The following is a 25,452-nucleotide window of genomic DNA, read 5'->3' on the forward strand; positions in this document are numbered from 1 at the left end:
GCTAGCCGGGATTTCCTCTGGTCACGCCATGTGGCGTCTGACGATTGGAACCCTCGCCAGCCTTTGACAGAAAGGAACGCAAATGGCCAGACTGACCATCAATGGCACGCCACAGGACGTAGAAGTCGATCCGGACACACCATTGCTTTGGGTGATCCGAGAGCAGATCGGGCTTACCGGTACGAAATACGGTTGCGGTGTGGCCGCTTGCGGTGCCTGCACCGTCCATATAGACGGCGTCGCCACGCGCTCATGCGTGCTTCCGGTGAGCGCGGTCGAACCGGACCAGCAGATTACCACGATCGAGGGGCTTTCACCGGATAGTTCGCATCCGATCCAGAAGGCGTGGCTGGCGCTCGACGTGCCGCAATGCGGTTATTGCCAGGCCGGTATGATCATGGCCGCGGCGGGCCTGCTTTCGCAGAACCCGAATCCAACCGACGAGGATATCAACGCCGAAATCACCAATATCTGCCGCTGCGGAACCTACAACCGGGTACGGGCCGCGATCAAGCTGGCCGCAAATGACGGCGACACCACGCAGCGTGGATGAGGAGGACTGCCATGAATGCGATAATTTCCATTTCCCGCCGGAGTTTCATCGTCGGCGTAGCTTCGACAGCCGGTAGCCTGTCTCTCGGTTTCCACCTGCCGTTCATCAAGCCTTCACTTGCTCAAGGCGCCGTGATGGAGCCGGAGCTCAATGCCTGGGTGGTCATCCGGCCCGACGATACGGTGGTGATCCGCATTGCTCGATCCGAAATGGGACAGGGCACGTTGACCGGGCTGGCTCAACTCGTCGCCGAGGAGCTGAATTGCGACTGGTCGAAGGTCACAACGGAATATCCGTCGCCGGCTGAGAATCTCGCGCGCGATCGCGTGTGGGGCAACTTCTCGACGGGAGGCAGTCGCGGCATTCGAGAATCACATGACTACGTGCGCATGGGCGGCGCGACCGCGCGCGAGATGCTGATCGCCGCCGCCGCCGCCGAATGGGGGGTGCCCGCCAGTGAGTGCGCCGCCACGCTGGGCACGGTCACGCATTCTGGATCGAACCGGACTGCCTCTTATGGCCAATTGGCTGCCGCCGCCGCTCAGGTGACGCCGCCCACCGATGTCCAGCTCAAGGATCCGAAAGATTGGACGATCGCCGGCAAACCACTGCCGAGGCTCGACACGGCTGACAAGCTGAACGGCGCCCAGGTTTACGGCGTCGATCTCAAGTTGCCCGGCATGGTCAATGCGGCCGTCCGCGCTTGTCCCTATTTCGGCGGCAAAGTGGCGAGCTTCGATGCCGCAGCTGTCGCCAGCATGCCGGGCGTGCAAAAGGTCGTTCAGGTCGACGAGACGGCGGTCGCCGTAGTCGCCGATACGTGGTGGCGGGCGAAGACGGCGCTCGACGCACTGCCGGTTGTCTGGGACGAGGGTCCCAACACCGGCGTGTCGAGTCAGACGATCGCCCATATTCTGGAAGAGGGCCTCGAGGCGGACAACGCCTTCGTCGGTGCACAACAGGGTGACGCACCGGCGGCGCTCACTGGCGCCACGAAAGTGGTGAGCGCGGTCTACAGCTACCCCTACCAGAACCATGCCACGATGGAGCCGATGAACGCTACCGCGCTCTACACGCCGGAGAAGTGCGAGGTGTGGGTGCCTACCCAAAACGGGGAGGCGAGCCTTGCGGCGGCGGCCGAGGCGGCGGAGCTGCCCGTGTCTCAGTGCAATGTTCACAAGATCCATCTCGGCGGTGGCTTCGGCCGGCGCGGTATGCAGGATTACGTCACGCAGGCCGTCCGCATCGCCAGGGAATTTCCCGGCACGCCGGTGAAGCTCATCTGGTCGCGCGAGGAGGACATGCTGCAGGGGCGCTACCACCCCGTCACGCAGAGCAGGCTCACCGGTGCGCTCGATGCCGACGGCAACCTCACCGCGCTGCACATGCGCATCTCGGGCCAGTCGATCCTTGCCGCCGTCATGCCCCAGCGCATGCAAGACGGTATGGATCCGATCGTCTTCCAGGGGCTCACGGCCGACAGCCCGGAAGGGCACCTCGGCTACACGATCCCGAACCTCCTCATCGATCATGCCATGCGCAACCCGCCCATTCCGCCGGGCTTCTGGCGCGGCGTGAACCTCAATCAGAACGCGATCTACGTGGAGTGCTTCGTGGACGAGCTTGCCCACGCGGCCGGGGTCGACCCGCTCGCTTTCCGCAGAAAGCTGATGGCGAACCATCCGAAGCATCTCGCGGTGCTTGAGGCGGTGGCCGAACGGATCGGCTGGGACACGCCGGCACCGGCTGGCGTGCATCGCGGCCTGGCCCAAATCATGGGTTTCGGCAGCTATGTGGCCGCTGCGGCGGAGGTCTCGGTCACTGATGGACAGCTCAGGATACATCGCATCGTGGCTGCCACCGATCCCGGGCATGTCGTCAACCCTGCGCAGGTGGAGCGCCAGGTCGAGGGCTCTTTTGTCTACGGCCTCTCCGCCTGCCTCTATGGCGAATGCACCGTGAATGGCGGCCGCATGGAGCAGGAGAACTTCGACAGCTATGAAGTCGTCCGGATGGCCGACATGCCGGAGGTCGAGACGATCATCATCCCGTCGGGCGGCTTCTGGGGCGGGGTCGGCGAGCCGACCATCGCGGTTGCGGCTCCAGCCGTCCTCAACGCCATCTTCGCGGCAACCGGCAAGCGCATCCGCTCGCTGCCGTTGAAGAACCATGATCTGGCCTGACATGCGCTTGAGGAACGGGCATGGCTGGGCCTCCATGCCCGTCCTTCTGGGTGTGCTTGTGGTGGGTGCGCCGGCTTGGGCCGATGCGCCGCCCGGCGCGGCTGCCTGCACGGGCTGCCACGGCTCGGCGGCGAGCGGCTCGGCGATTCCTTCTCTGGAAGGCCATGCCGCCGCCGACATAGTCGCTCAGATGCGGGCCTTTCGCGGCGGTCAACGCACCGCAACGGTGATGGATCGCATCGCCAGCGGCTTTTCAGAAGAAGAGACGCGCGCCATCGCAGAGTGGCTCGCGCAGCCGGAGGCAGTACGCCATGCCGAACCGTAGGGTCGTGATCGGCGGCGCGGCGGCCAGTATCGCCACGATTGCACTTGCCGCACCTCATGTTCATGCGCGGACCCCACCCCGTGTGGTCGTGGTCGGCGGCGGCTTTGCCGGGGCGAGCTGCGCCCGCGCGCTCAGGCTCATCGATCGTGATCTCGCCGTCACGCTCATCGAACAGAATACGAACTATATCGCATGTCCGTTCAGCAATGCCGTCCTGGCCGGGTTGCGCAACATTGAGGCGCAGTCCTTCGGCTATGGCGGATTCGATGGTATCGAGATCGTGCAAGGGCGGGTCGCCGCCGTTGATGCCGAGCAGCATCGCGTTCTCCTCGACGACGGATCGACCATTGACTATGCCCGGCTGGTGCTGGCGCCCGGCATTGATCCGCGCTTCGATGCACTGCCGGGCTATGACGCGACCGCCGCCGAGATCATGCCGCATGCCTGGAAGGCTGGGCCCCAGACGCTGCTCTTACGCGATCAGCTTAGGGCAATGGAGGATGGCGGCGTAGTCGTTATCTCGGCACCGGCCAATCCGTTCCGCTGCCCGCCCGGTCCGTACGAGCGGGCAAGCCTGATCGCGCATTACCTCAAGACCAACAAGCCGCGTTCCAAGCTGATCATTCTCGACGCCAAAGACGGCTTCTCGAAACAGCGGCTGTTCGAGGCCGCCTGGCGAGAGCTCTATCCGGGCCTGATCGAATGGGTGCCGTTATCCTCCGGCGGCAGGGTCACGGAAGTTGATCCGGCGACCAGAACCCTGGTGACCGAGTTTGATAGCTACAGGGCTGATGTCGCCAATGTCATTCCGCCTCAACATGCAGGCAGGATCGCAAAATCGGCCGGCGTCGCAGACCAGACGGGCTGGTGCCCGGTCGATCCCGTAACCTTCGAGTCGCGCCTGCGGCCTGGCATTCACGTCATTGGCGACGCGGCGATCGGTGGAGCGATGCCGAAATCCGCCTTCAGCGCCAACGCCCAGGCCAAAGCCTGCGCGGCAGCGCTCGCAGCCCTTCTCCGGGAAAGGGAGCCGACGCCGCCAAAGCTCATCAACACCTGCTACAGCCTTGTCGCGCCCGGTTATGGCATCTCGATCGCCGGCGTCTATCAGCCGCGCGATGGCCTGCTTGCGGAAATAGAGGGTGCTGGCGGCACAAGTCCGCTCGATGCGGCCGCGGAAGTTCGCGAACTGGAGGCCGCCTATGCGGAGGACTGGTTCCGCACGATCACCAGCGAGGCCTTCGGATGAGCAGGATGGTCGCCCTTACCCTGGCGGGCGTGCTTATGACCGCGCCTTCTGCCGGCGAGGAGGCACTGACCTATGCGGTGGAAGGTGATGCGATCATGCAGCCTCTAACCGGCGAACGAGGTGATCCGGAGCGTGGCGCGGCGCTGCTTTCGGATCGGCATCGCAGCCTGTGCACACTTTGCCATAGCGGACCGTTTCCCGACCCGCATCTGCACGGTACACTCGCGCCCGATCTCACCGGCGTCGGGGAAAGGCTTTCGGAAGGTCAGATCCGGCTGCGCGTGGTCGATATGGGGCGGCTCGTGCCGAATACGATCATGCCTTCCTATTACCGCGTTGCCTACGAGGAGGGTCAGCGGGTTTCAGCCGCCTGGCGCGGCAAGCCGATCCTGACAGGCGCCGATATAGAAGACATCGTCGCTTACCTCGTAACGCTGAAAGGATGAAGATGAGCGGTTCACAGCCAACTCATGGTTACTTTCGTCCGATGCCACGACGGCAGTTGCTTGCCGCCGGCATTGCCGGCCTGGTGGTCATAAGCCTGCCGCGCCGAGCGCTCTCGCGGCCCAGCCTCGAAGAGGCGATCCGGATTTTCACGGGCGGCGCCGAGGTGCTGGACGGTCGCGTTCGACTGGAGTTGCCGCCCCTCGTTGAGAATGGCAACGCCGTCGGCGTCACGGTTACCGCCGAGAGCCCGATGACGGCGACCGATCACGTGCGCCGCATTGGCGTCTTCAACGAAAAGAATCCGGAGGCGAACGTCGCTGTCTTCCATCTTGGGCCGCGCTCGGGCCGTGCCCAGGTCTCGACGCGCATCCGGCTCGCCACCTCGCAGACCGTCGTTGCGGTCGCGGAGATGAGTGATGGCAGCTTCTGGTCGAGCCGGGCGAGCGCGATTGTCACGCTCGCCGCCTGTATCGAGGATCTTACATGACGGCGAGGGCTCTCATAAGCGTGCCGAAGACGGCCATGCGCGGCGAAATCGTCGAGATCAGGGCGATGACCGCTCACCCGATGGAGACCGGGTACCGCACGGGCCTCAACGGCACAAACATACCCCGCAACATCATTCGCCGCTTTGCCTGCACCTATGACGGGGAGGAGGTGTTTTCCGCCGATCTCTTTCCGGCAATATCTGCCAATCCCTTCATCGCCTTCACGCTCATTGCCACGACAAGCGGCACAATCGAGTTCGTCTGGACTGACGACGACGGCAAGACGCAAACTGCGTCGGCCGATATCACGGTAACCTGATGCGCATCCTCTGCGGGGTTGCGGCCATCTTCGTGGTGCTCACCTGCCATATAGCCGCGGCTGACGGCATCGAGGACGAGGACAGACGATCAGGCTTCGACTTCATGGCGCCCGAGACGCGCGCGCTGCAGTCCGACGATACCAGCAATCCGGGTATGCTATGGGTACTGCAGGGCGAGCAACTCTGGCAGCAGGCGGAAGGCCAGGCGGAAATCGCCTGTTCCGGCTGCCATGGCGACGCCAGCCGGACGATGCACGGCGTTGCCGCCCGATACCCTGCCTATGATGAAGCAACGGGGCGGCCGATCGATCTCGCCGGGCGCATCAATTCCTGTCGTGCCACGAGGCAGCGGGCCGAGCCACTTGCGCCGGAGTCGGATGCGCTGCTGGCGCTCACCACCTATGTGGCGCATCAGTCGCGTGGCATGCGGGTGATGCCTGCTGCCGATCCGCGCCTCGCGCCCTTTCGCGAGAATGGAAGACGGCTATTCCAGAGCCGCATAGGCCAGCTTGATCTCTCCTGCGCCTCCTGTCACGACGACAATTGGGGCAAGCGGTTGGGCGGCGCCCCGATTCCGCAGGCGCATCCGAACGGTTATCCGCTTTACCGGCTGGAGTGGCAGGCCGTCGGCTCTCTGCAGCGGCGTCTGCGCAATTGCATGATCGGGGTCAGGGCCGAACCCTTTGCCTTCGGCGCACCGGAACTCGTCGATCTCGAGCTCTATCTGACCGAGCGGGGCAGCGGGTTGCCGATCGAGACGCCGGCGGTGCGGCCGTAATCCGGCCTGCGATACACATGGTTACAACTTCGATCGCACCTGGCAAATTCCTGCGACAACCTCCGCCTATGGTCCTTCATGTCATTGTTCTCGTTGCGCTTGCGCAAAAGCGCTTCCTGTTTAGGCCAGAGCGCGCTTGTCGTCGTGATCAGTAACGCATCCTGTCAAAGCAGAGGCTTGGAAAATGCGTCATTTGCCCAATCCTGAACATCCGCCCTACGTGTCGGATCGTTTGTCGGCCATCAGTAATTTACCAGCCCAATTTCTGATAGGCGCATGTGTCATGGCCGTAATCATGATCGCGCTCTCGTTTGCCGATTTTATGCCAACGGATGAAGAAACGGCCAGGATCGTAGATGCCCGGACCATTGGTACTGTGGGCTTGACGGCACAAAACTGATCGGCGGCGCAAAGGCCGCGTAAGGATCGGGAATTCCCTTGCACCGGTCCTGGAACTCCAGGAGCGACGCCACGTTTGGAAGAAGAGCGGACGGCACCCGCATGCTCTGCGGCGGCAATTGTCCAGACGTTGGCGATCGGAGCAAGGATTCAGGAGGGTGGAGCCACCGTCTTGCTCGTTCTCGAAACAGAAGCCGAAATGGTTTCAGCAAGGAGGACGCAATGACGACAACCGAGTCCGAGGTGAGAGCCGTCCTGGAAAGCCGCGTCGAGGCATGCCGCGCAAAGGATATTGACCGGCTTATGTCGCTTTATTCACCTGATATTGTCTATTTCGACGTCGTACCCCCGCTTTATTTCAGTGGAACCGATGCCGTCCGGAACAATTTCCTGCGATGGTTCAATGAATACGAAGGCCCCATTGGTCTCGAAACCCGCGAACTGAACATTGTTGCGAGCGAGAATGCCGCGTTCGCGCGCATGCTTCACCAGGACATGGGAAACGCCAATCTGACCGAGAAGCAGAAAGGCTTCTGGCTCCGATCGACCGTCTGCTGTGAGCGGTCGGATGGTGGTTGGTGGATCACCCACGAGCATATCTCCCTGCCCGTCGATTTCAGGAGCGGAAGCGTGCTTATGAACCTCGCCCCGTAACGACGCCTTCTGAAACGGCGCGAAAATCGGCGCAGCGAATTGAGGAGTGTCCCTCCCGCTGCCCTTCTACAACCCGGGCAGTGCTGCGAAAGGATCGACTGCCGGGACCCCGAGAGGTTCGAAATGTCGGAGATTTCGCGTCAGCACAGTCAGATTATGTGTGCGCGCTGTAGCAGCGATGGCGATGTCCTCAAAACCCGGCTGATGGGCTCGGGCGTCATCCAGAATCTGACCGGCGGCATGGGCACATTGCAGGTCAAATGGCAGCAGTTTTTCCGCATAGAGATGCTCAATGGTTTCCCACCACTCTGTCAATTGCCGTGCCTTCGTTGCCCCCTCGCGCTCGGCCTTGGCAATTCCTGACTCTACCTCTGCCGCCGAAATGACAGACAGGAACAGTTTGTCGCTGGCTTGATCCAGCCACTCCACAAGCTGATCAAAGTTTTGGCGCTTGGATGGTGCCAGAGCTGATATGACGTTGGTATCGACCAGGAACATCAGAGATCGACAGCACGGCTCGGCTTGTTCCTCCGTGACTGGATATCCGCTTCATCCCCTGGAAAGGACGCCAGCAATCTGCCGAAGCTCGGAACATGCGTAAGCTTCTCATACTCCTCGAACGAAAGGACGACCGCTTCCTTCTTGCCATGTCGCGTGATGACCGACGGGCTCCCACGAAGCGCCTGATCGACAACGGCCGAAAGCGTTGCCTTGGCGTCCCTGAGCTGAATCTCTTTCATGGAGAACTCCTAATAATGACTACAGTAGTCATATAAAGGAGCCAAGGTTCATATACAAGCGTTTCTGTCCGGGATCGCATACAAACAACGTTGGGGCGACACCGAAGCGGCCGGCGTTTCGCCAATCGCTGTCATGAACTTGCGATGAAAGGTGCATTCCAGTTAGATTCCAGGCGGCCCATTGAAGCGCCGATCGGGCTGACCGAATGTAAGCGTGTTGGTTCCCTCACCAGGAGAGATGAGCCATGTCGAAGTCCATTTTCATCTGGAGCAGTGCCGCCCTCATTATTCTTGCCCTGGCGGCTTTCGGTGGCTGGGTATTCAGCCTGCCATCCGCCAGCGCCACCGCCGAGGCACCACTGGTACCACAGGAGGAAATGGACGCCATGCTCGCTTCGCTCAAGCCTGTGAAGCGCGAGCGGCCGCTCGTGGCCGTGATCGGCATCAACGACGCGACCGAGACGACGGACTATCTGGTGCCGACCGGCATCCTGCGGCGTGCCGATGTCGCAGATGTGGTGATGGTGGCGACCGAGGAGGGGCCGATCCTCCTCTTTCCGGCGCTCAAGGTGGAGGCAGATACGACCATCGCGGAGTTCGACGCCGCGCATCCCGACGGAGCGGACTACGTCATCGTCCCCGCCATGAGCCGCGACGACGATCCGGCCGTGCTTGCCTGGCTCATGACACAGGCCGAAAAAGGCGCCAAGATCATTGGCGTTTGTGCCGGCGCCAAGGTGGTCGGTGCGGCGGGTCTTCTCGATAGTCGGCGCGCAACCACCCACTGGTATTATCTGCGCGAAATGCTCAGGCGCAGCCCGACCATCGAATACGTCGCGGATCGGCGCATGGTTTCGGACGGAAGCGTCGTGACGACGACGGGCATAACCGCGTCGATACCGATGATGCTTACGCTGATCGAAGCGATCGCAGGCCGGGCAAGGGCGGAAGGGATCGCCCGAGAACTCGGGCTTGAGCAGTGGGATGCGCGGCATGCAAGCGCCGCCTTCAAGCTGACCCGACCCTTCGCTACGACGGTGCTGGCCAACAGAATGGCCTTTTGGAACCGGGAAGAGCTCGGTATCCGTGTCGAGGCAGGCATGGACGAGGTGTCGCTCGCCCTGGTCGCTGATGCCTGGTCGCGGACCTACCGATCCAGTGCCATCACATTCGCCTCTTCGGCGTCAGCCATCGTGACGGCCAACGGCATTCGCGTCATCCCCGACCGGGCGGTATCGAACTGGCCTGAAGACCATCGCGTCTCAACCTTTCGCGATCAGCCACCGCTGAATGCGCTTGACCGGACACTGGAGGCGATCGCCGCCCGCTACGGCGAGCGCACCACAAACGTGGTCGCGATGCAGCTTGAATACCCTTGAACATGGGGCCAAGTTCCACCTTCTCCAGCGATTACTCGACCACATTTCGCGCGAAAGAAGGTCGGCTCTCCTCAATGTCTGCTATGAGCGGGATGTCCAAATTCTAAAAAAGTGATTCCTTGATTACCGATCCGCTTCACATTCTCAAAACCATCTATGGCTATGATGCCTTCCGTGGCCGGCAGGCGGAGATCGTCTCGCATGTGATGGCAGGTAACAATGCGTTCGTCCTGATGCCGACGGGCGGCGGAAAATCACTTTGCTACCAGATTCCGGCTCTCGCGCGGCCCGGCATGGGGGTCGTCATTTCACCGCTTCTGGCGCTCATGGCCGATCAGGTCTCCGCGCTGCGTCAGGCAGGTGTGAAAGCCGCCGCGCTCAATTCCGACCTCGCCGGCGACGACAGGCGCAATTTGTGGCGCGACATTTCCGCGAGAACACTCGACCTGCTTTACGTCGCGCCCGAGACCCTGCTGAAACCGGATGTCCTGAAACTTCTGAATAGCGTACCACTCTCCCTGATCGCGGTCGATGAGGCGCACTGCCTGTCGCAGTGGGGGCACGATTTCAGGCCATCCTATCGTCAACTCGATGCGTTGACCGCGCATTTTCCAGATATACCGCGCATGGCGCTTACGGCGACCGCCGATGCACCGACGCGGGCGGAAATCCTGTCGCATCTTGAGATCGACGAGCGCGATGCCTTCATCGCTGGTTTCGACCGCCCCAACATCCGCTACGCGATCATGGAGAAGGACAATCCCCGCGCACAGTTGAAGCGCTTCCTCCAGGACCACGAAGGGGAAAGCGGTATCGTTTACTGCCTTTCAAAACGAAAGACGGAGGAAACCGCCGAGTGGCTGCGCGGCCTCGGCTATGACGCCCTTCCCTATCATGGCGGCATGGAGAAGACGGCGCGGGAGGCGAACCAGGCGCGGTTCCAAAAAGACGAAGCCGTCATCATGGTAGCGACCATTGCCTTCGGCATGGGCATCGATAAGCCGGATGTGCGGTTCGTCGCTCATATCGACCTGCCGGGGAGCATCGAGGCCTACTATCAAGAGACGGGACGCGCGGGGCGCGATGGGCTGCCGGCCGAGGCAATGATGCTCTACGGCTATGAGGACATCGTCCTGCGCAGCCGTTTCATCGAGGAATCCGAAGCGCCCGACCAGCGCAAGCGCATGGAACGGCTGAAGCTCGACACGCTTCTGGGCCTCGCCGAAACGGCGAGCTGCCGCCGGCAGGTGCTGTTGTCTTATTTCGGGGATGAATGCGAGCCATGCGGCAATTGCGACACCTGCGCGGAGCCACCAATCCTGTTCGATGGGACGATCGCCGCCCAGAAGATATTGTCCTGCATCCACAGAACCGGGGAGCGGTTCGGGCAGGCCTATATCGTGGATGTGCTTCTCGGTGTCGACAACGAGCGGATCAGACAGTTTGGCCACGACCGGATTTCGACTTACGGAATCGGATGCGAGCATGACAATCGCACCTGGCGGGCCATCATACGCCAGCTGGTCGCCGGACGGCTTATCGACGTCGACTTTTCCGGGCACGGCGGTTTGTCGATCTCGGAGACGGGCAGGACGTTTTTGCGCCAAAAGCAGACCCTGATGCTGCGCGTGCCGTCAAAATCGCAATCGTCCCGTGACCGGGCCTCGCGCAGGCAGGCGGCGACGCAGTCCCTGCCGGAGCGCGATCAGGCGCTGTTCCAGGCACTGCGCCAAAAACGGCTGGAGATCGCACGCACGCAAAATCTACCGCCCTATGTGATATTCCATGATCGCACGCTGATGGAACTGGTGGCCGCCCGTCCAGCCTCACGCGCACAAATGGCAGATGTACCCGGTGTCGGCGAAACAAAGCTTGACCGTTATGGCCCCGCTTTTCTCGCCGTTATCGCCGCGCATGGCGATCCCGATTAAGCGCTTGGATTAACGCGACACCGTAGATTACGGGCAGAGGCACAGGAGCAATGGAGGGCGGAATTCACTTAGACGCCAATCCAGTTCCGACCGTGGCTTTTGCTTCATCAACGTCATCGGGAACGCTGGCTTTAAAGAGCCACCGGGAATTAAGCATCGTCGAAACGCTGCAATTTCCGACGACACTTACGCTCATTACGCCACTGCGCTACTATGGAATGCGCGACAGGCAAATGATGATGGCGTGACCTCGACCGATACCAAACCAGTGTCAGGAGCAACAGTGGCGCAACCCTTTGTGGAGCCGTGCAGCCGCGGCGTTATCGAAGCAGAAGCCTGCCCGCGAGAACTCGGGCGAGAGGCCTCGCCTCGGCGCCGCCGTATGGTGCTTGCCGCCTGCGTGCTCGCGTCCTCAATGGCATTCATCGACGGATCGGCGCTGACCGTGGCATTGCCGAGATTGCGCGCCGATTTCGGAGCGGACCTAACCTCGGTTCAGTGGGTTCTCAACGGATATGTGTTGGCGCTTGCCTCTCTGACACTCATCGGCGGTGCGCTCGCGGACGTCTATGGCAAGGCTCGCATGCTCAGGTTCGGCTGCGTCCTGTTCGGCCTGGCGTCGGTGGCTTGCGCGCTGGCGCCTTCGCCCGACTGGCTGATCGCCGCCCGCGTCATGCAGGGAACAGCCGCAGCGATCGTCACTCCTGCCAGTCTCGCCCTGATCGGCGCCACCTATCCGCGCACCGAGCGAAACCGGGCGATCGGCGTGTGGGCGGCGGCATCGGCCCTGACCACAGCAGGCGGTCCCGTCCTGGGCGGGTGGCTGACCGAGACCTTCGGCTGGCCGTCCATATTCTGGATCAATCCGCCGCTCGCACTCGCCGCAGTGGTGATCTTGCAGGCCTTCGCGCCGGAGGATCGCCGTGAGCAACGCCAGTTTGACGTAATCGGCGCCGCCATTCTCGCGGCGGCGCTCGGGGCGTTTGCCTGGGCGCTCAGCCAGATCGGCCCCAGCGAAGCTGGCACCACCGCAGGCGCGCCAGCGCAGTCGGGCACGGTGCTTGCGATCGCCGCCGGGCTCGGCATCGTCGGGCTCGCCGTTTACGCGTTCTGGGAGCGCAGAAGCGAGCACCCGATGACACCACCCCGCCTGGTGGAGAACCGTATCTTCTTTGGTCTGAATCTCGCGACGCTGATGGTCTATGCCGGGCTTTCGATCATGTTCTTCCTGATACCTTTCGACCTCATCGACCGCCGCGCCCTATCGTCGACGGATGCAGGGCTGACATTCCTGCCCTTCACGCTCGGCGTCGGACTGCTGTCGAGGGTTTTCGGCGGGTTGGCGGACAAGATCGGTGCGCGAGCCATGCTCATTGCGGGGCCGGCAGGCGCGGCGCTCGCCTATCTCTGGATGGCGTTCGGCCAGGACGCCTCCTTGATGCTCGGCGTGATCGGACCCATGACGCTGCTTGGCCTGTCCTTTGCCGTGCTCGTGGCACCGCTCACCGCGTCCGTCATGTCGAGCGTGGATCAAGCCGACGAAGGGCTCGCATCCGGGGTCAACAACGCGGCGAGCCGGATCGCGCAGCTTGTCGGGGTGGCGCTGGCCGCCGGCGTCGCGTCCTTCGCATTCGGCTACGAGATTGGGCTGGTCACGGCGGCGATCTTATCGATTGCCGGCGCCCTCACAGCGGCAGCGATGGTACGTCCGGCTGCGGAAATGCGCGCAGCTGGTGACAGACATAACTAGAGTCTGTCAGAACTCAACTGAAACGCAGATAAGGGAAAGCGCATAATCCTGCCGCCATTCTCGGGCTTGTCCCGAGAATCTGCCATAAGAACAAGACAAGCGATTACCGTCCTGACAGATTAGGCTGCGGTAGATTCTCGGGATAAGCCCGAGAATGACGGCCAGAGGGACGCCGTTTCAAGCCAGTTCTGACAAACTCTAACGCCGGTTCTACCTCGTGTATCCAAAATGGGCGCCATGGCTGCAGTCGCGATGTTTTGAACAAACACAGGACCGCGACAAATGCGGTCCTGTGCAAATTATTGGATGAGCATCCTGTCCACCCCTATAAGGAATATAAGTACCGGACGCGGATCCAGGAGCCGCGGGCTAGCTGAACTGCGCCATATAATATCTGCCTTCTTCCGTGAGGCAGTGCCCGAGGCGCCATTCGGCGGGCACGCCTTGCAGGGTGTAGACCACACGGTCGAGCCGCATGAGGGCCGTTCCGGAGCTAACCTGCAGTGCGGAGGCTACATCGGGTTCCGCGTCGCTGATGGTGATGAGCTCGTCGCCGCGGCCGAGCAGCACGCCGAATTGCTGCGCCAGCACCGTGAGGTGCTGCGATGCCTCGTCATGACTTTTCAGTCCAGGGAACAGCCTTGCGGACAGCACCACATCCTCCACCATGTAGGGCTTGCCATTGTTCGACCATACCCGCCGGATCTGATGCACCCGGTCGCGTGCGCGCAGGCGCAGACGCATGCCTTCGCTCTCGCCGACGGTCGTCTCATGAACGCTCAGCACCTCCACGTCCCCGTCCATCCGCCTGCCGTCGCGACTTCTGAGTTTGCTGTAGCGTGTCGCGTATTCCTCCGAGGTCTGATCGTTCACGAAAGTGCCGCGGCCCTGCCGGCGGGTGACGAGCCGCTCCGTTTCCGCTAGGTCCAACGCCTTGCGCATGGTGCCCGGACTGACGCCGAACTCGCGAGCCAGTTCGGTCTCGTTGGGAATGGCCGTGCGTGGCTTCCACTCGCCATTGGCCACCTTCTGGGCGATTGCGTCGCGCACCTGCAGGTAGAGTGGACGATTTGAGAAACGGCTGGTTGGAAGCTCGTTACTCAACGCATAGATTTCCGATGCTTCTCTCATGAATGGCTCCTTTGTACTCCACCTGCTTCAACCTGCGCGGGACGGCACTAACGTGTCATCCCTTCCTCCGCGAGTCAGCACAAAAAGTGCCGATTTTTCTGGAATAATTATGAGTAAATATAGGTTTATAGAAACTATCAGACGGACAGTGTCTGATCTTGCGATATGATGCCAGTGCATTGCTTGAAGAACGTTATCTGTTTGCTACTACTTTGGCCTTTGACAGATAACGGATATAGGACTCGGCCGACCTGTCGATGATTGTCTGCAGGCAAGTTGAAATTACGAGAGATGGCCGGAAGGTTATGATTAGATTATCATTTTAGTTCATAATGATATTATTATGAAAAAGTAGAGCAGTGCTGCCAGAGAGGGCTGCGCATTGAAGCGGGATATGGGAAAATTCATGCTTTATCGTTAATGGTTAGCGCTTTATTTTCCGCCTGATGGCTACTCTACACCGATAGCAAGGCACGGCCTAGTTGAACATCTCTCCATTCACAGGAGTTCAACTGTTGAGAAGATGCTTTGCAGGTGGCCTACGCTTTCGCGCAAATTCCCTTAAGAAACTTGAGGATAAGAGGATGCTCTTGCGGGGATTTAAAGCCTGATTGAAAATGCGATGTCGCCACGCATAAGCGACTGCCGGAAATCATCCACCTTGCCTTTGCGGGCGTTGGGAGCCGTTCCGTTGGTGTAGCCACAGGACGGAAGAGCTGTCGCCTGCGCGATCGAGCGACGTGTCAGATTCGTCTTCACGCTGGCGATGCGAGCCGCGAGAATATCGCTCCGAGGTCACAATGCCGGGCAGAGGCCGTTGTGCAGGACATCTTCGCAATAGGGCGAACGCCGGAAATTGTCGTAATAGAGGGTCCATTCGCCCTTGTTGGCGGCGCGGTAGGGACCGAATTTGAAATACTGGTTCTTGCCCAGTCCCTTGTCGGCATGGCCGATGTGCCCTTTGACGGTCACGATGGGTTTCCTATTCGCGAAGATCTCTATATGGCCGGATCCGTCCGGCCCGGGTTTGGTGAATATCGCGAAATCGACCCAGCCGGAATCCGGGGAAGGCAGCGGATTGCCATGGTTGGTAACGGAGATCGCAGCCGTGCAACTCGAAAACAGGGCGCCGTCCTCGGGCGTCCAGGTCGCGTCGGTGGCGACCAGCGCGCGCATCTGATTGGTCTTCGGCCGCAGCCATACAGGCGTTTGGCCGGTGGCGCATGTCGCAGCGGAGTTCTCCGACGTTGCCGCGGCGGGCGTGGCCTGGGGCGCGATATAATTGGTCTCGACGGTCGCGAAGAGCTTTCCCTGCCTCAGCCGAAGCGCCAGGAAAGGGCTGAAATCGCCCTCGGCGCCCGGATCTATCTCGCGTTTCCATTGCGCGATGAGATAGCGATGGTCGTCCTGCGGGATCGGCTCGCCGAATTTGACGGTGAAGCCGTACCAGACACCCTGGTCGTAAGGCACGCGCAAATCCGGCTTTTCCCATATCTCGGCGCGTTCGCTGCAGGATTTTCCGGCAGGCGGGCAATGCGGGCGCACCGTCAGCTTGAGCGCCCCGCCGCTGACGGCCACGTCGCGCTGGAATTCGACGGTGCCGGCGCTCTGCTCGAAATTTTCCTTATAGTAAAGCCCGCCCTCAGGCGCGAAGTCGTACCCGTCAAAACCGTCTTTCAAAAACATATCGGCCCCCGCCGGATTTCCCGCGCAAAGTAAAGCAGTCAGACTAGCGGCGAGAAATAGCTTGATTTTCATTGAAAATCCTTAAAGGCAGGGTCGCGTGGGGGTAATTTCTTGGCGTCGCGATGCAGTAATATGACCTGTTCGGCGTCGGATATTCTATCGTATGTCTCCTCAAGGCTCCCGTCATCCTCGCCGAGCGTGGCTTCGGACAGATCCGGAAAGAGGACCGTGAATTTCTGCTTGACCCCGGCGAGCTTCTCCTCGCCGATCGTCACCCAGCTGCCATTGCCGCAATAATTGGCGAAATCCTTGCTGGCGATGACGCGGTAGGGCGAGTTCTTGGTCAAGGCCTGAAGCCGCTGGACTTCATTAACCGCGGAGCCGAAGACCGAAAAGGTCAGGCGATCGGTAAGCCCGACATTGCCGAACATCACATTGCCAACGTGCAATCCGATACCATAGCCGATTTCGGGCAGTCCTTCCTGGCTTCTGCGAGCGTTGAGTTCGGCCATTCGCGACGTCGCCTTGTGGGTGGCGGCGAGTGCGGCCTGACAGGCAACCTCCGAGGGTGCGCGATGCCGTTCGCAGGGATAGACCGCCAGGAAACCGTCGCCGAGAAAGCTGAGGATCTGGCCACCCGCCCGGTTGAAGGGTGCCGCGATCGCATCGAAATACTGGTTCAGCGTTTCGATATAGAGGTCGCGGCCGGCCGTCTCGGCAAGCCTGGTCGAGTTCCGCATGTCGGCCATGACGAGGGCCGCGCGGACGGTGTCGCCCTCGCCGCGTTTGATTTGGCCGTCGAGCACGCGCTTGCCGGCATCACCGCCGAGATAGGTGGTCAGCATGTTGTCGGTGAGCTTTTGCAGGACGGCCATCTTGCTGGCGACCGCCAGATGGTTCTGCATGCGCAGCAGCGCCGCGATCATGCTTTCGGAAAAGCCGGCCGGGCTGTCCGTCGACCATGATCCGATCATCCCCTGCGTCGAGCTGTTGCTGAAGGAACTGCCGCCAAAGGGGTGAACGAAGGCCAGATAGTCGGTAATGCCGATCTGCTTCAAGTCATCAAAAACCGGAAATTCTGATGGGACGTCTGGATGTATGCGCCGGCGCATATGATCGAGATCGTTGCTCATGAGATGATAATAGGGGCTGCGCAGGAAACGGTCGGAATGACCGGCGAGATTCTTCCGGAAGCCTTCAACCTCCAAACCCTCGCCGCGCCGCCATGTGAAGCCCAGCGCATCGTAGAGCGGATGCAGCATTGAAAAACTCAGATGCACGCGCGCGAGCGGCAGCCCGGCCGCGGCGAGCCGCTCGCAAAAGCCCATGACGATGGTCTTGAGATCGGCGCCGGCGAGCGAGGATTCGGTCAGCCAGTCGGCGACCTTGTCCATCAATATTGTGGAGATCTCGGATTGTTGCGTGCTCATGCCGAAAAATTATCGTTCAGCCGCTGAAATTACAAGATAGCGCCGGCAACGCGCCTGTTCCGGCCCGATAACTTCTGCGTTAGATGGTTACGACAATTTTGCCGAATTGTTCGTTCGATTCAAGAAACTGGTGCGCCTCGACAATCCGCTCGAAAGGAAAAATCCTGGCGATGATCGGCTCCAGCGCACCTGATTGCAGGCCCTCGAGGATGAATGTCTTTGCGGTTTCCAGCCTTCTGGGATCACCGATGATTTCATGAACGAGATAACCACGCAGGATCAGGCTCTTGCTCAAAACGGTAAACAGCGGGAAGGGCGTCGGTTCGGAACTCAGGCCGCCATATTCGATGAGAATGCCACCTCGTGACATCGCAGCTGTCAGGGGCTCGAATATCGGGCCGCCGATCGGGTCGAATACAACGCGTACGCCTTGCGGCCGCGTGATTTCCTTCAGCCGCATCTCCAGATCCTCCTCAGCGGAAGCGATGACGTGGCTGGCGCCGGCGTCGAGTAGAGCCTGCTTTTTGGCTGATGTCCGCGTGACAGCGATGGAGGTTGCGCCAACCATGTTGGCAATCTGGATCGCGGCGAGCCCGACGCTGCTCGATGCCGCGGTGACGACGACAAAATCCCCGCTGCTGAGTCCGGCAATGTCGATCAGCGCGCCATAGGCGGTGAGATATGGCATCCAGACGGCTGCCGCCGATACCCAGCTGAGGGATGGCGGGTGTTTGACCACGAATTCCGCGGGGAATGTAATGAGTTCGCCATAAGCGGGCCATCGCACCATCGATATCGGCGGGATTATGCTGACGGCGTCACCCGGTCGGAAGCCATCTACTCCCCGGCCGACGTCTTCGATGACGCCGGCTGCTTCAAGGCCGAGACCCGACGGGAGGGTCGGCGTTTCGATATAGGTGCCCTGACGCAGCAATGCTTCGGCCCGGTTGAGGCCGAGCGCCTTGGCGCGGATCCGGACCTCGCCCTCACCGGGGCGGCGAGGGTCGATGTCCTCTATACGGAGAACCTCGGGGCCTCCATGCTCGTGAAAACGAATCGTGCGTGCCATAGCCAAACTCCAAAATGATCGAATGGAATTAGCTATGACAACGGGCATTTTCCCGATAAATGGTGTTGTGGGAAGAACAGTAGAAACCAGAGGTTTCGAATATGGATCGTCTTACGAGCATGGCCGTGTTCATCAAGGCCGTCGATCTCGGTTCCTTTGCAGCCGCTGCCGACGCGCTCGATCTGTCCGGACCAATGGTCGGCAAGCATCTCCGGTTTCTGGAAGATCGCCTTGGCGTACGCCTTATCAACCGGACCACCCGCCGCCAGAGCCTGACGGATTTCGGACGTGCCTATTATGAACGTTGCCGGGCCGTTCTCGCGGAAGCGGAGGCTGCCGATGCGCTTGTGACCGATCAGCTTTCCCAGCCGCGTGGCAAGCTGCGCATCACCATGCCCGCACTGTTGGGCAGGCGGTGTGTCGCGCCCATTCTGTTAGCGCTCGCGCGGCAATATCCCGCGCTGGAACTCGATCTGTCGTTCAGCGACCGCATCGTCGATCTCGTCGAGGGTGGATATGATCTCGCCATCCGGACGGGAAGGCTGGAGGACAGGGCCGGGATGATAGCGCGCCGCATCGCGCGCCATCACATGGTTGTCTGCGCAGCACCATCTTACATCGAAATGCACGGGCGGCCGGACTGGATAGAGGATCTCGACGAACATCAGGCGATCCTCTATAGCCGGCCGGGCTGGGTCCACCCATGGCTGTTTCCGCGCGATGGTGAGCCTCCGGCGGAAGTCACGCCGGTTAGCCGGTTGCGGCTTGATGATCTCGAGGCCATTGCCGATGCGGCGACAGCCGGTATGGGGCTCGCCTGGCTGCCTTCCTGGCTCATCCGTGAACATGTTCGGACAGGCGCGCTTGTTCCCCTGTTGCCGGACCAGCCGTCCTATGTCTTCGAAAATTACGCCCTATGGCTGCGGACGCCGCATTTTCCGTTGAAGACCCGTCTTGCCGTCGATGCGCTGGCGGCTGGATTACCGGCGTTGATGACGTGAAATCAGGCTTTCACCAATGTCCGGCATTCCAACCCGAGACGCTCGAAGACATTGCGCGTGTCGACGATCAGCGGCGCCCAGTCCGCGATCGCCTTGTAATCGACGTCGTCGTGATCGGTGGCGACCAGCACCGCATCGAAGTTTCTCAACGTGGCTTCGGTCAATTCGACCGAACGCCGTCCCTTCAGCGCCATATGTTCACGCGTAGCCGGGATTTCGCCCACATGCGGATCATGGAATTCCGCCTTGCCGCCGCGCTCCTCGATGAGCTCGATGAGCCGCAAGGACGGGCTCTCGCGTGTATCCGGCACGTTCTTCTTGTAGGCAAGCCCGATGATGAGGATGCGAGAACGGCTGAGCGCCTTGCCGGCGTGGTAGTCGAGCGCTCTGGCAAGCACGTCGACAACATGGCGCGGCATTGCTGTATTGATTTCGGCCGCCAGCTCGATGAAGCGAGTCGGCAGTTCATATTCACGGGCCTTCCAGGTGAGATAGAATGGGTCGATGGGAACGCAGTGCCCGCCGAGACCGGGGCCGGGGTAGAATGGCATGTAGCCGAAGGGCTTGCTCTTCGCCGCTTCGATCACCTCCCAGATATCGATGCCCATGGCGCCGAAGACGACCTTCAGCTCGTTGACGAGGGCGATATTGACGGAACGGAAGATATTTTCCGTCAGCTTGACGGCTTCGGCCGTCGCCGTGGTCGAGACGGGTACGACGGTTTCCACCACGCTCTGATAGAAGGCCTGCATCACGACGGAGGCTTCCGGCCCGTCGCCGGCGACCACCTTGGGGATGCTCGCGACCGCGAAACTGCGATTGCCCGGGTCCTCGCGTTCGGGCGAAAAGCCGATGAAGAAATCCGTGCCCGATTTCAGCCCGTTCTTTTCCAGGATGGGCTTCATGACGCCATCGGTCGTGCCGGGATAGGTGGTCGATTCAAGCGCGATGAGCTGGCCGCCGCGCAGATTACCGGCGATCACCTCGACGGTGTTGCTGACAAATGAGAGATCCGGCTCGCGATGCCGCGTCAGCGGCGTCGGCACGCAGATGATGATGACGTCGCAATCAGCGAGTTCGGCAAAATCGGCCGTGGCGCGGAACTGGCCGTCGGCAACCTTCTCGGCGAGCGCGCTGGACGTCACCGCCTCTATATAGGAGCGGCCGGCATTGAGGGCGTCGACCTTCTCCCCATCGATATCGAAGCCCGACACTGGAAAACCCGCCCGCGCGATGGCGATGGCGAGCGGCAGCCCAACATAGCCAAGCCCGATTACGCCCACTTGCGCGGTACGTGTCGAAATCCGGTCCAGAAGGCGGTCATATGAGGATCGAGAGGCGTCCAAGGATCTGCTTTCCATGATGCAGGCCGGCCACTCGCCACCATGGCGAAAACGGCCTGATCCTTCGACAATGCTTATTGCGGAAAGTGGTCCCCCGCAACCAATTCCGGCACAACTCGCTAATAATCCAAATATAACATCGGTTTAGGGTTTTTGGAGGATCTTTGCCTTTACCGATGACGCCGTCGGTTCGAATCCCTCCCTCTCCGCCATTAAATTACGCTAAAGCGTTGTTTTTATTCGAAAAGCCCTAAAGAGCACGACGACTTCCCCCTTCCTTCCCCATTTTGCAGCGTGGATGACAGCGAATTTCAGCGAACAGCATGTTAGCGCTACGACGGCCCTGTGAGCCTCGCCGTTATCCTGGCAGCTGCAATCAGCGCGCAATCACAACCACCGCGACATCCCGAACACCTCATCGCAATCCCGAAATAGCTATCTCACATAAGGGCATGCCGCCGCCTACTGCAAAAGGTAGTCTGACTTTCGCGTAACGAAGACAGTGCTCCCATTGAACCCCTGCCGTTCCGATTCTGGAATAATGCAGGCGTTCATTCCTAATCTCCCTGATCTCAGGCCGCGCGTCATCGTTCGCCCGCAAGGGCGTGCGCGGCCTGAAATTGATGGACACGAAGGCAATTACCCTCGATGTTCCCAAATTGTTCTCAAGACGAAATACGGGTTTCACAGTTTCACTGCTGGTCCGTCACGGCCTAACGGAGTGCCGGCGTTTTTCGACCATGGCTGCATGAAAGGAACTATACCGAGTGTATATAATCGCTGCTACCCACACAACGACACCTGATTTGAGCCTGCGTCCATTAGTCAGGAGCAAGTTTTGCTAAATTTGCTAGAGGATAGTCTTCTGTATGATGGTGTATTTACTGCAATTCCACTAAGAGATTAAAGTACATTTGACGATGAAGTGAAATATATCAACAATGTTGCGAGAGGTAAATTTTCCTCTGTAGATCGATTATGTATATTTAAACTGAACGGAGGAGTAACTATGAAGAAGTATTTATCTGTTGCTGGAATTTCGGCGATTGTCCTGTCTTCAATGATTGGATTTGCCATTTCTCAGGAGCCAGCCAAGAATCCGCTAAAGCCGGGTGAAAAAGATTATTCCAGTTTTTGCCAAAACAAGGCGTTTGGAACTGCGTTTGACGGCTACGTCCGATCGGTTTTGCCCGCCTTTAATGGCGCTAATCAAGTCTCAGTACTGATCACACCCGATAGTAATAAGTCTTCGATTGTGCAAGAATATACAAGTCTAGCATTGGACACTTCTGGAGGATCTGCGCTTTACACCGGCCTGTTGTCTATGCTTGTTTCAGGCATGCACGGGACGTTTTATTGCGATGGCAACGGTAAAGTCTTGACTATAATTGTTGGGTCCTAGTTTCTATCTAAGTCAAAGAAGATAGACATTTTGCGGCCCGGAATTATTTAATCGAACGTTCTTTTCAGGAGACAATGTGATGCGCAGAATAATCGTGTCCGCATGGGCTGGATTGGCTGTCCTGATGGTTACCCTTAGTACAGCACATGCTCAAACCCATGAAGCGAAAATATATTGGCAAAATGATACTCGGGACCCTTATGACGTAACGCTCGTTGCCTCTAGCCACAAGTGCGTTATCAATCCAGGTCCAAGCAAATTTACAGTTGACGAGCGAAAGACTTATTCAATCCCCGTCGTAATCACTGATGAATGTTATGAGTGGGGTGAAGTCACGTTAACGTGGGATTATTCTCAAAAGAGGAGCCGTTTTTCCGGGATATTCTTCAACTCATATTTAAAGGCGAGGATATATTACGACGAAACTTATGGAGAAGTGGGGGGTTCCGATATAAGTAAACAAACTGCACGTTTTGCTAAATCAAATGTGAGAATAACTATCACCCCGTCTGAGACGCCTGATCAAGGTGATGATAAGCGAGAGTGGTTTCGGGCCAAGTGCAGTACAACCCAGGAATCCTGCTTGAATAATTTCGTGCCTACCGTAGGTCATGTTGGTAGAATTATCGTGCCCACTGTGAGCGGTGAGATTATCTCTGTGGTGCCCGCCAACGGCGGTATTTATGGCCGATGAGGTTCTAAACACCGGATAAGCTGTAGACTATTCCTGCCCGCGCCCATAATTGGTTGCGGGCACTTTTTGCGTTTGGAACTTAGTCATTGATCCCTGCGTTTGGTGCCGATGAATCGAGGCTATTTCAGTCCACCGGTTACAGTTGCGCTGCTGATCGATCGAGTCGGCGTTTACCGCAACGTGTTATCTGCGGAGGAAGCGGCGCGACTGCTTGTCGGCTATTGGCCGAAGAAGGGGCGCGCCAAGCGTTTCGCTGCCATGCGAGCCTGCCTGGAGGTGGGCGAGGGAAGGGCAGATGCGAAAGTCGCGAGAGCGGCTTTCATTGCTGCGGTGCATGAAGCTGAGATTTATGTCAAAGATTGAAAGTTCCAGCGTTAGATAGGAGACACCATGGCCGAGCCGAATATCGACCAACCCAAATGGCTGAAGGCTGTTGACGTCGATCTCCAATACACCACCGAAAATGAAGCTGTGGGGGTGATGGTTATGATCGACAGCGATGGCAATCAGGCTCGGTACCTGATTGGACCGGAATCAGCCGAAGGCATCAGGCAGGCAATGGTCAATTATCTTGATATCCATGCGGGCGTCCGCTGAGTTATCCCACACCGGATGGCGATGCATATTAGCGCCGCTTGAAAAGTTCAGTGGCAGGTCACTCTGTGTACGCAAAAACGGAAAAGAACAATAATCTGGCAGCAAATTACTCGACCGCCTTAAGGATGATTGGTTTCTGATTGCAATCAGGGCTATTATTGCGCGTTAGCGTTGAGGGGCTTTGAAATGATGGGGTGGGGCAAAACAGCAAAACGGGGGAATGTGCTTATTGCCGGTTTTTGGGGGCTAGCATGTTCAGTGACAGCGGCGGAGGCTGAACTAACATTCACGCCGGGTAGTGTGCCCGATGGGCAAAGGTACATTCTTGTCTCTGGTGAGTTCGACTACGGGCAAGACCTTGAGGCATTTACCCGGCTCGTTAAGGCTCATGACCCCACCTTTGTCGTCTTCCACTCAGACGGCGGAAACCCTGTCAAAGCGATGGAATTGGGGCGCTCAATTCGGGCCATGAGGCTTGAAACATTGCAGCTCAAGCAGCTCGAATGCTCTTCGGCCTGTGCTTTGGCTTTTTTTGGTGGAGCGCGCCGGTATGCTGAGCCCGGTGCAATCGGTGTCCATAAGGCGTCGTTCTCAAGTGCAGCTGATCTTAACCGGGATGATGCTGTCTCAAGGGTACAGGAACTGACCGCGCAGACCATCACCTACATGATCGAGATGGACATTGACCCCGCGCTGCTGCAGCTCTCGCTCCAGTATGACAGCGACGACATACGCTATCTTTCAAAGAGCGAAATGCAGGCATACCGAGTGACAAATGTCATGAGCGATACGCTCGCCATGGCACCGCCTGTTTTGCCGGCAGCACCTTTAAAACCTCAAACACAGGCTTTGCCAGACAGCCGGATAGCACCGGCAGACCCGCGATTTCATATTCCTGTGGCGCAAACCGGGAAAGTCAGACATCCCTCAGGATCGGTTTTTCTCCGAGCAGATACAAGCCAAGGCAGCCCAAAGCTCCTAGAGCTTCGCAATGGTATTCGGGTAAAGGTTCTTCAGGTTGATGACCGCTGGTACAAGGTCAGCGTCAAAGGTCATCTCGGCTACCTGCACCACAATTGGGTCAAGGTGGACCAGTTCGTTGGCGGCCCATTTGAAAATCGGTATATCCAGATAGCAAGCTTCGATAATTACACCGAAGCCGAAAATTACATCCGGAGTTCAACGCTCCCCTTGGCCGCCTATCTGGCAACAAACCACTGGTTCGCTGTAACGCTGCCAATCACCTATCCGCCGAAAATTGCCGCCGAGGCTGTAAAAAAGCTAAAGGCAGATGGAAGCGTTCCAGCGGATGCATTCATGACCGTCGGCAACACCTATGTGAGCAAGGTGTGCTGCCAACAAAAAACCCAGCCGGAGTAGGGCTGATCGGCAGGCGACCACCGGAGGCAAGCCGAGACTGTTCGGCATATCCAAACGCGGCAATCGATATTTGCGAGCGAACCTGATCCATGGTGCACGTGCGGCGCTCCCTCAGCGGGCTATCTCCGCCTATAATGCGGTCTGATATACGTTCCGTCGCGGCGGTAGTAGCCCCGAACATAGGTTGAGCCACCATAAGAGTTATAACTGCTCCCATAACTCGGTGCCCAAGATCCATATCCATCATAGCCTCCTGGCCTTGATGCCGCGCTTCGGGCTCCGCAGCGGTTTCCAGCCGCATCCAGACTATCAGGTGTTGGGCAATTGCCCGTATATGTCCGAGGGTAGGAAGGATAATATCCGCCACCGCCATAGTTATGGGCGGCAGCTCCTGCAGCGGCGGCAACACCCGCAACCGCGATCCCGGTCATAATGGAATTGTCGGTTGCGATCAGCTTTTGACACTTCTCGACCGTTGCTCCACGGCGGACAAGCAGCTTGGCTACTTCGAGCCGATAGTTTT

General features: G+C 59.2%; 27 protein-coding genes and 1 pseudogene. 21 read left to right on the plus strand and 7 right to left on the minus strand.

Annotation, left to right across the window (positions count from 1 at the left end):
• Window positions 1-82: 82 nt before the first annotated feature.
• The 10 genes from ATN84_RS24820 (at window position 83) to ATN84_RS24860 (ending at window position 7,396) form a co-directional block, all read left to right on the plus strand.
• On the plus strand, window positions 83-553 hold the full coding sequence (locus tag ATN84_RS24820) for a (2Fe-2S)-binding protein (protein WP_068885184.1): 471 nt from the start codon (window positions 83-85) through the stop codon (window positions 551-553).
• 11 nt (window positions 554-564) lie between these two features.
• Window positions 565-2,736, plus strand: coding sequence for a xanthine dehydrogenase family protein molybdopterin-binding subunit (locus ATN84_RS24825; RefSeq protein WP_068885185.1), 2,172 nt, complete (start codon window positions 565-567; stop codon window positions 2,734-2,736).
• Window positions 2,723-3,061: a c-type cytochrome gene (locus ATN84_RS24830; RefSeq protein WP_244491210.1), complete on the plus strand. Its 339-nt coding sequence runs from the start codon at window positions 2,723-2,725 to the stop codon at window positions 3,059-3,061. Before ATN84_RS24825 ends, ATN84_RS24830 begins: the two co-directional genes overlap by 14 nt.
• Window positions 3,048-4,310, plus strand: a complete 1,263-nt coding sequence (locus ATN84_RS24835) for an NAD(P)/FAD-dependent oxidoreductase (RefSeq protein WP_201026443.1) — start codon at window positions 3,048-3,050, stop codon at window positions 4,308-4,310. The genes ATN84_RS24830 and ATN84_RS24835 overlap by 14 nt, the downstream gene beginning before the upstream one ends.
• Window positions 4,307-4,756 carry a sulfur oxidation c-type cytochrome SoxX gene (gene soxX / locus ATN84_RS24840; protein ID WP_425287448.1) on the plus strand — a complete coding sequence of 150 codons (450 nt, stop codon included), beginning with the start codon at window positions 4,307-4,309 and terminating at the stop codon, window positions 4,754-4,756. Before ATN84_RS24835 ends, soxX begins: the two co-directional genes overlap by 4 nt.
• Before the next feature lie 2 nt (window positions 4,757-4,758).
• Window positions 4,759-5,244: a SoxY-related AACIE arm protein gene (locus tag ATN84_RS24845; RefSeq protein ID WP_068885230.1), complete on the plus strand. Its 486-nt coding sequence runs from the start codon at window positions 4,759-4,761 to the stop codon at window positions 5,242-5,244.
• Window positions 5,241-5,564: a thiosulfate oxidation carrier complex protein SoxZ gene (soxZ, locus tag ATN84_RS24850; protein WP_068885186.1), complete on the plus strand. Its 324-nt coding sequence runs from the start codon at window positions 5,241-5,243 to the stop codon at window positions 5,562-5,564. Before ATN84_RS24845 ends, soxZ begins: the two co-directional genes overlap by 4 nt.
• On the plus strand, window positions 5,564-6,343 hold the full coding sequence (soxA, locus tag ATN84_RS24855; protein WP_068885187.1) for a sulfur oxidation c-type cytochrome SoxA: 780 nt from the start codon (window positions 5,564-5,566) through the stop codon (window positions 6,341-6,343). The genes soxZ and soxA overlap by 1 nt, the downstream gene beginning before the upstream one ends.
• A 184-nt stretch (window positions 6,344-6,527) precedes the next feature.
• Window positions 6,528-6,743 (plus strand): hypothetical protein, encoded by a 216-nt coding sequence (locus ATN84_RS27130; protein ID WP_153020382.1) that lies wholly within the window; start codon window positions 6,528-6,530, stop codon window positions 6,741-6,743.
• A gap of 221 nt (window positions 6,744-6,964) precedes the next feature.
• Complete coding sequence (locus ATN84_RS24860; RefSeq protein ID WP_068885188.1) at window positions 6,965-7,396, plus strand: YybH family protein; 432 nt, start codon at window positions 6,965-6,967, stop codon at window positions 7,394-7,396.
• A gap of 66 nt (window positions 7,397-7,462) precedes the next feature.
• Here ATN84_RS24860 and ATN84_RS24865 read toward each other — a convergent pair whose 3' ends face one another.
• Window positions 7,463-7,894, minus strand: a complete 432-nt coding sequence (locus ATN84_RS24865) for a type II toxin-antitoxin system VapC family toxin (protein WP_068885189.1) — start codon at window positions 7,892-7,894, stop codon at window positions 7,463-7,465.
• Window positions 7,894-8,136: a type II toxin-antitoxin system Phd/YefM family antitoxin gene (locus ATN84_RS24870; RefSeq protein WP_068885190.1), complete on the minus strand. Its 243-nt coding sequence runs from the start codon at window positions 8,134-8,136 to the stop codon at window positions 7,894-7,896. Before ATN84_RS24870 ends, ATN84_RS24865 begins: the two co-directional genes overlap by 1 nt.
• Window positions 8,137-8,381: 245 nt before the next feature.
• Between ATN84_RS24870 and ATN84_RS24875 the strand changes: the two genes are divergently transcribed.
• The 4 genes from ATN84_RS24875 (at window position 8,382) to ATN84_RS24885 (ending at window position 13,196) form a co-directional block, all read left to right on the plus strand.
• Window positions 8,382-9,515, plus strand: a complete 1,134-nt coding sequence (locus tag ATN84_RS24875) for a DJ-1/PfpI family protein (RefSeq protein WP_068885191.1) — start codon at window positions 8,382-8,384, stop codon at window positions 9,513-9,515.
• 119 nt (window positions 9,516-9,634) lie between these two features.
• Window positions 9,635-11,446 (plus strand): DNA helicase RecQ, encoded by a 1,812-nt coding sequence (gene recQ, locus ATN84_RS24880; RefSeq protein ID WP_068885192.1) that lies wholly within the window; start codon window positions 9,635-9,637, stop codon window positions 11,444-11,446.
• Between the two features lie 50 nt (window positions 11,447-11,496).
• Window positions 11,497-11,694, plus strand: coding sequence for a hypothetical protein (locus ATN84_RS27135; RefSeq protein WP_153020383.1), 198 nt, complete (start codon window positions 11,497-11,499; stop codon window positions 11,692-11,694).
• Between the two features lie 35 nt (window positions 11,695-11,729).
• A complete protein-coding gene (locus ATN84_RS24885) occupies window positions 11,730-13,196 on the plus strand; it encodes an MFS transporter (protein WP_244491211.1) in 1,467 nt (488 codons plus the stop codon).
• A gap of 369 nt (window positions 13,197-13,565) precedes the next feature.
• Here the strand turns inward: ATN84_RS24885 and ATN84_RS24890 are convergent, their stop codons facing one another.
• The 4 genes from ATN84_RS24890 to ATN84_RS24905 form a co-directional block, all read right to left on the minus strand.
• The gene (locus ATN84_RS24890) at window positions 13,566-14,327 is read right to left on the minus strand and encodes a GntR family transcriptional regulator (protein WP_068885194.1); all 762 of its coding nucleotides are present in this window, start codon (window positions 14,325-14,327) and stop codon (window positions 13,566-13,568) included.
• 795 nt (window positions 14,328-15,122) lie between these two features.
• Window positions 15,123-16,085, minus strand: a complete 963-nt coding sequence (locus ATN84_RS24895; protein WP_068885195.1) for a polysaccharide lyase family 20 protein — start codon at window positions 16,083-16,085, stop codon at window positions 15,123-15,125.
• On the minus strand, window positions 16,082-17,443 hold the full coding sequence (locus tag ATN84_RS24900; RefSeq protein ID WP_068885196.1) for an adenylate/guanylate cyclase domain-containing protein: 1,362 nt from the start codon (window positions 17,441-17,443) through the stop codon (window positions 16,082-16,084). Before ATN84_RS24900 ends, ATN84_RS24895 begins: the two co-directional genes overlap by 4 nt.
• A 79-nt stretch (window positions 17,444-17,522) precedes the next feature.
• Entirely contained in the window at window positions 17,523-18,512 is a 990-nt protein-coding gene (locus tag ATN84_RS24905; protein WP_068885197.1) for a zinc-dependent alcohol dehydrogenase family protein, read from the minus strand.
• Between the two features lie 101 nt (window positions 18,513-18,613).
• Here ATN84_RS24905 and ATN84_RS24910 point away from each other — a divergent pair, with 101 nt between their 5' ends.
• A complete protein-coding gene (locus tag ATN84_RS24910; RefSeq protein ID WP_068885198.1) occupies window positions 18,614-19,513 on the plus strand; it encodes a LysR family transcriptional regulator in 900 nt (299 codons plus the stop codon).
• Window positions 19,514-19,515: 2 nt separating this feature from the next.
• On the opposite strand, the gene ATN84_RS24915 is transcribed toward ATN84_RS24910, so the two are convergent.
• Window positions 19,516-20,874, minus strand: a complete 1,359-nt coding sequence (locus ATN84_RS24915; RefSeq protein ID WP_153020384.1) for a nucleotide sugar dehydrogenase — start codon at window positions 20,872-20,874, stop codon at window positions 19,516-19,518.
• 991 nt (window positions 20,875-21,865) lie between these two features.
• Here ATN84_RS24915 and ATN84_RS27140 point away from each other — a divergent pair.
• The 6 genes and pseudogenes from ATN84_RS27140 to ATN84_RS27150 form a co-directional block, all read left to right on the plus strand.
• Window positions 21,866-22,258 (plus strand): hypothetical protein, encoded by a 393-nt coding sequence (locus ATN84_RS27140; protein ID WP_153020385.1) that lies wholly within the window; start codon window positions 21,866-21,868, stop codon window positions 22,256-22,258.
• A gap of 79 nt (window positions 22,259-22,337) precedes the next feature.
• Window positions 22,338-22,952 carry a hypothetical protein gene (locus ATN84_RS27145; protein WP_153020386.1) on the plus strand — a complete coding sequence of 205 codons (615 nt, stop codon included), beginning with the start codon at window positions 22,338-22,340 and terminating at the stop codon, window positions 22,950-22,952.
• A gap of 108 nt (window positions 22,953-23,060) precedes the next feature.
• A complete protein-coding gene (locus tag ATN84_RS24920) occupies window positions 23,061-23,315 on the plus strand; it encodes a DUF982 domain-containing protein (protein ID WP_068885200.1) in 255 nt (84 codons plus the stop codon).
• A gap of 27 nt (window positions 23,316-23,342) precedes the next feature.
• On the plus strand, window positions 23,343-23,549 hold the full coding sequence (locus ATN84_RS24925) for a hypothetical protein (RefSeq protein WP_068885201.1): 207 nt from the start codon (window positions 23,343-23,345) through the stop codon (window positions 23,547-23,549).
• A gap of 129 nt (window positions 23,550-23,678) precedes the next feature.
• Window positions 23,679-24,929 (plus strand): SH3 domain-containing protein, encoded by a 1,251-nt coding sequence (locus ATN84_RS24930; RefSeq protein WP_153020387.1) that lies wholly within the window; start codon window positions 23,679-23,681, stop codon window positions 24,927-24,929.
• Between the two features lie 7 nt (window positions 24,930-24,936).
• Window positions 24,937-25,038: pseudogene (locus tag ATN84_RS27150) on the plus strand (transposase); the annotation flags it as partial.
• Window positions 25,039-25,452: the final 414 nt, after the last annotated feature.

It is taken from the genome of Paramesorhizobium deserti, from assembly GCF_001558695.1.
GTDB lineage: Bacteria > Pseudomonadota > Alphaproteobacteria > Rhizobiales > Rhizobiaceae > Paramesorhizobium > Paramesorhizobium deserti.

Coding starts and splice junctions, on each gene's coding strand:
- ATN84_RS24845 (WP_068885230.1), top strand. CDS start 4,759: ATGAGCGGTTCACAGCCAACTCATGGTTACTTTCGTCCGATGCCACGA.
- ATN84_RS24895 (WP_068885195.1), bottom strand. CDS start 16,085: ATGAAAATCAAGCTATTTCTCGCCGCTAGTCTGACTGCTTTACTTTGC.
- ATN84_RS24870 (WP_068885190.1), bottom strand. CDS start 8,136: ATGAAAGAGATTCAGCTCAGGGACGCCAAGGCAACGCTTTCGGCCGTT.
- soxX (WP_425287448.1), top strand. CDS start 4,307: ATGAGCAGGATGGTCGCCCTTACCCTGGCGGGCGTGCTTATGACCGCG.
- ATN84_RS27140 (WP_153020385.1), top strand. CDS start 21,866: ATGAAGAAGTATTTATCTGTTGCTGGAATTTCGGCGATTGTCCTGTCT.
- ATN84_RS24875 (WP_068885191.1), top strand. CDS start 8,382: ATGTCGAAGTCCATTTTCATCTGGAGCAGTGCCGCCCTCATTATTCTT.
- ATN84_RS24920 (WP_068885200.1), top strand. CDS start 23,061: ATGAATCGAGGCTATTTCAGTCCACCGGTTACAGTTGCGCTGCTGATC.
- soxA (WP_068885187.1), top strand. CDS start 5,564: ATGCGCATCCTCTGCGGGGTTGCGGCCATCTTCGTGGTGCTCACCTGC.
- ATN84_RS27145 (WP_153020386.1), top strand. CDS start 22,338: ATGCGCAGAATAATCGTGTCCGCATGGGCTGGATTGGCTGTCCTGATG.
- ATN84_RS24860 (WP_068885188.1), top strand. CDS start 6,965: ATGACGACAACCGAGTCCGAGGTGAGAGCCGTCCTGGAAAGCCGCGTC.
- ATN84_RS24905 (WP_068885197.1), bottom strand. CDS start 18,512: ATGGCACGCACGATTCGTTTTCACGAGCATGGAGGCCCCGAGGTTCTC.
- ATN84_RS24910 (WP_068885198.1), top strand. CDS start 18,614: ATGGATCGTCTTACGAGCATGGCCGTGTTCATCAAGGCCGTCGATCTC.
- ATN84_RS24915 (WP_153020384.1), bottom strand. CDS start 20,874: ATGGAAAGCAGATCCTTGGACGCCTCTCGATCCTCATATGACCGCCTT.
- ATN84_RS27130 (WP_153020382.1), top strand. CDS start 6,528: ATGCGTCATTTGCCCAATCCTGAACATCCGCCCTACGTGTCGGATCGT.
- ATN84_RS24835 (WP_201026443.1), top strand. CDS start 3,048: ATGCCGAACCGTAGGGTCGTGATCGGCGGCGCGGCGGCCAGTATCGCC.
- ATN84_RS24865 (WP_068885189.1), bottom strand. CDS start 7,894: ATGTTCCTGGTCGATACCAACGTCATATCAGCTCTGGCACCATCCAAG.
- ATN84_RS24900 (WP_068885196.1), bottom strand. CDS start 17,443: ATGAGCACGCAACAATCCGAGATCTCCACAATATTGATGGACAAGGTC.
- ATN84_RS24825 (WP_068885185.1), top strand. CDS start 565: ATGAATGCGATAATTTCCATTTCCCGCCGGAGTTTCATCGTCGGCGTA.
- ATN84_RS27135 (WP_153020383.1), top strand. CDS start 11,497: ATGGAGGGCGGAATTCACTTAGACGCCAATCCAGTTCCGACCGTGGCT.
- ATN84_RS24890 (WP_068885194.1), bottom strand. CDS start 14,327: ATGAGAGAAGCATCGGAAATCTATGCGTTGAGTAACGAGCTTCCAACC.
- soxZ (WP_068885186.1), top strand. CDS start 5,241: ATGACGGCGAGGGCTCTCATAAGCGTGCCGAAGACGGCCATGCGCGGC.
- ATN84_RS24820 (WP_068885184.1), top strand. CDS start 83: ATGGCCAGACTGACCATCAATGGCACGCCACAGGACGTAGAAGTCGAT.
- ATN84_RS24830 (WP_244491210.1), top strand. CDS start 2,723: ATGATCTGGCCTGACATGCGCTTGAGGAACGGGCATGGCTGGGCCTCC.
- ATN84_RS24925 (WP_068885201.1), top strand. CDS start 23,343: ATGGCCGAGCCGAATATCGACCAACCCAAATGGCTGAAGGCTGTTGAC.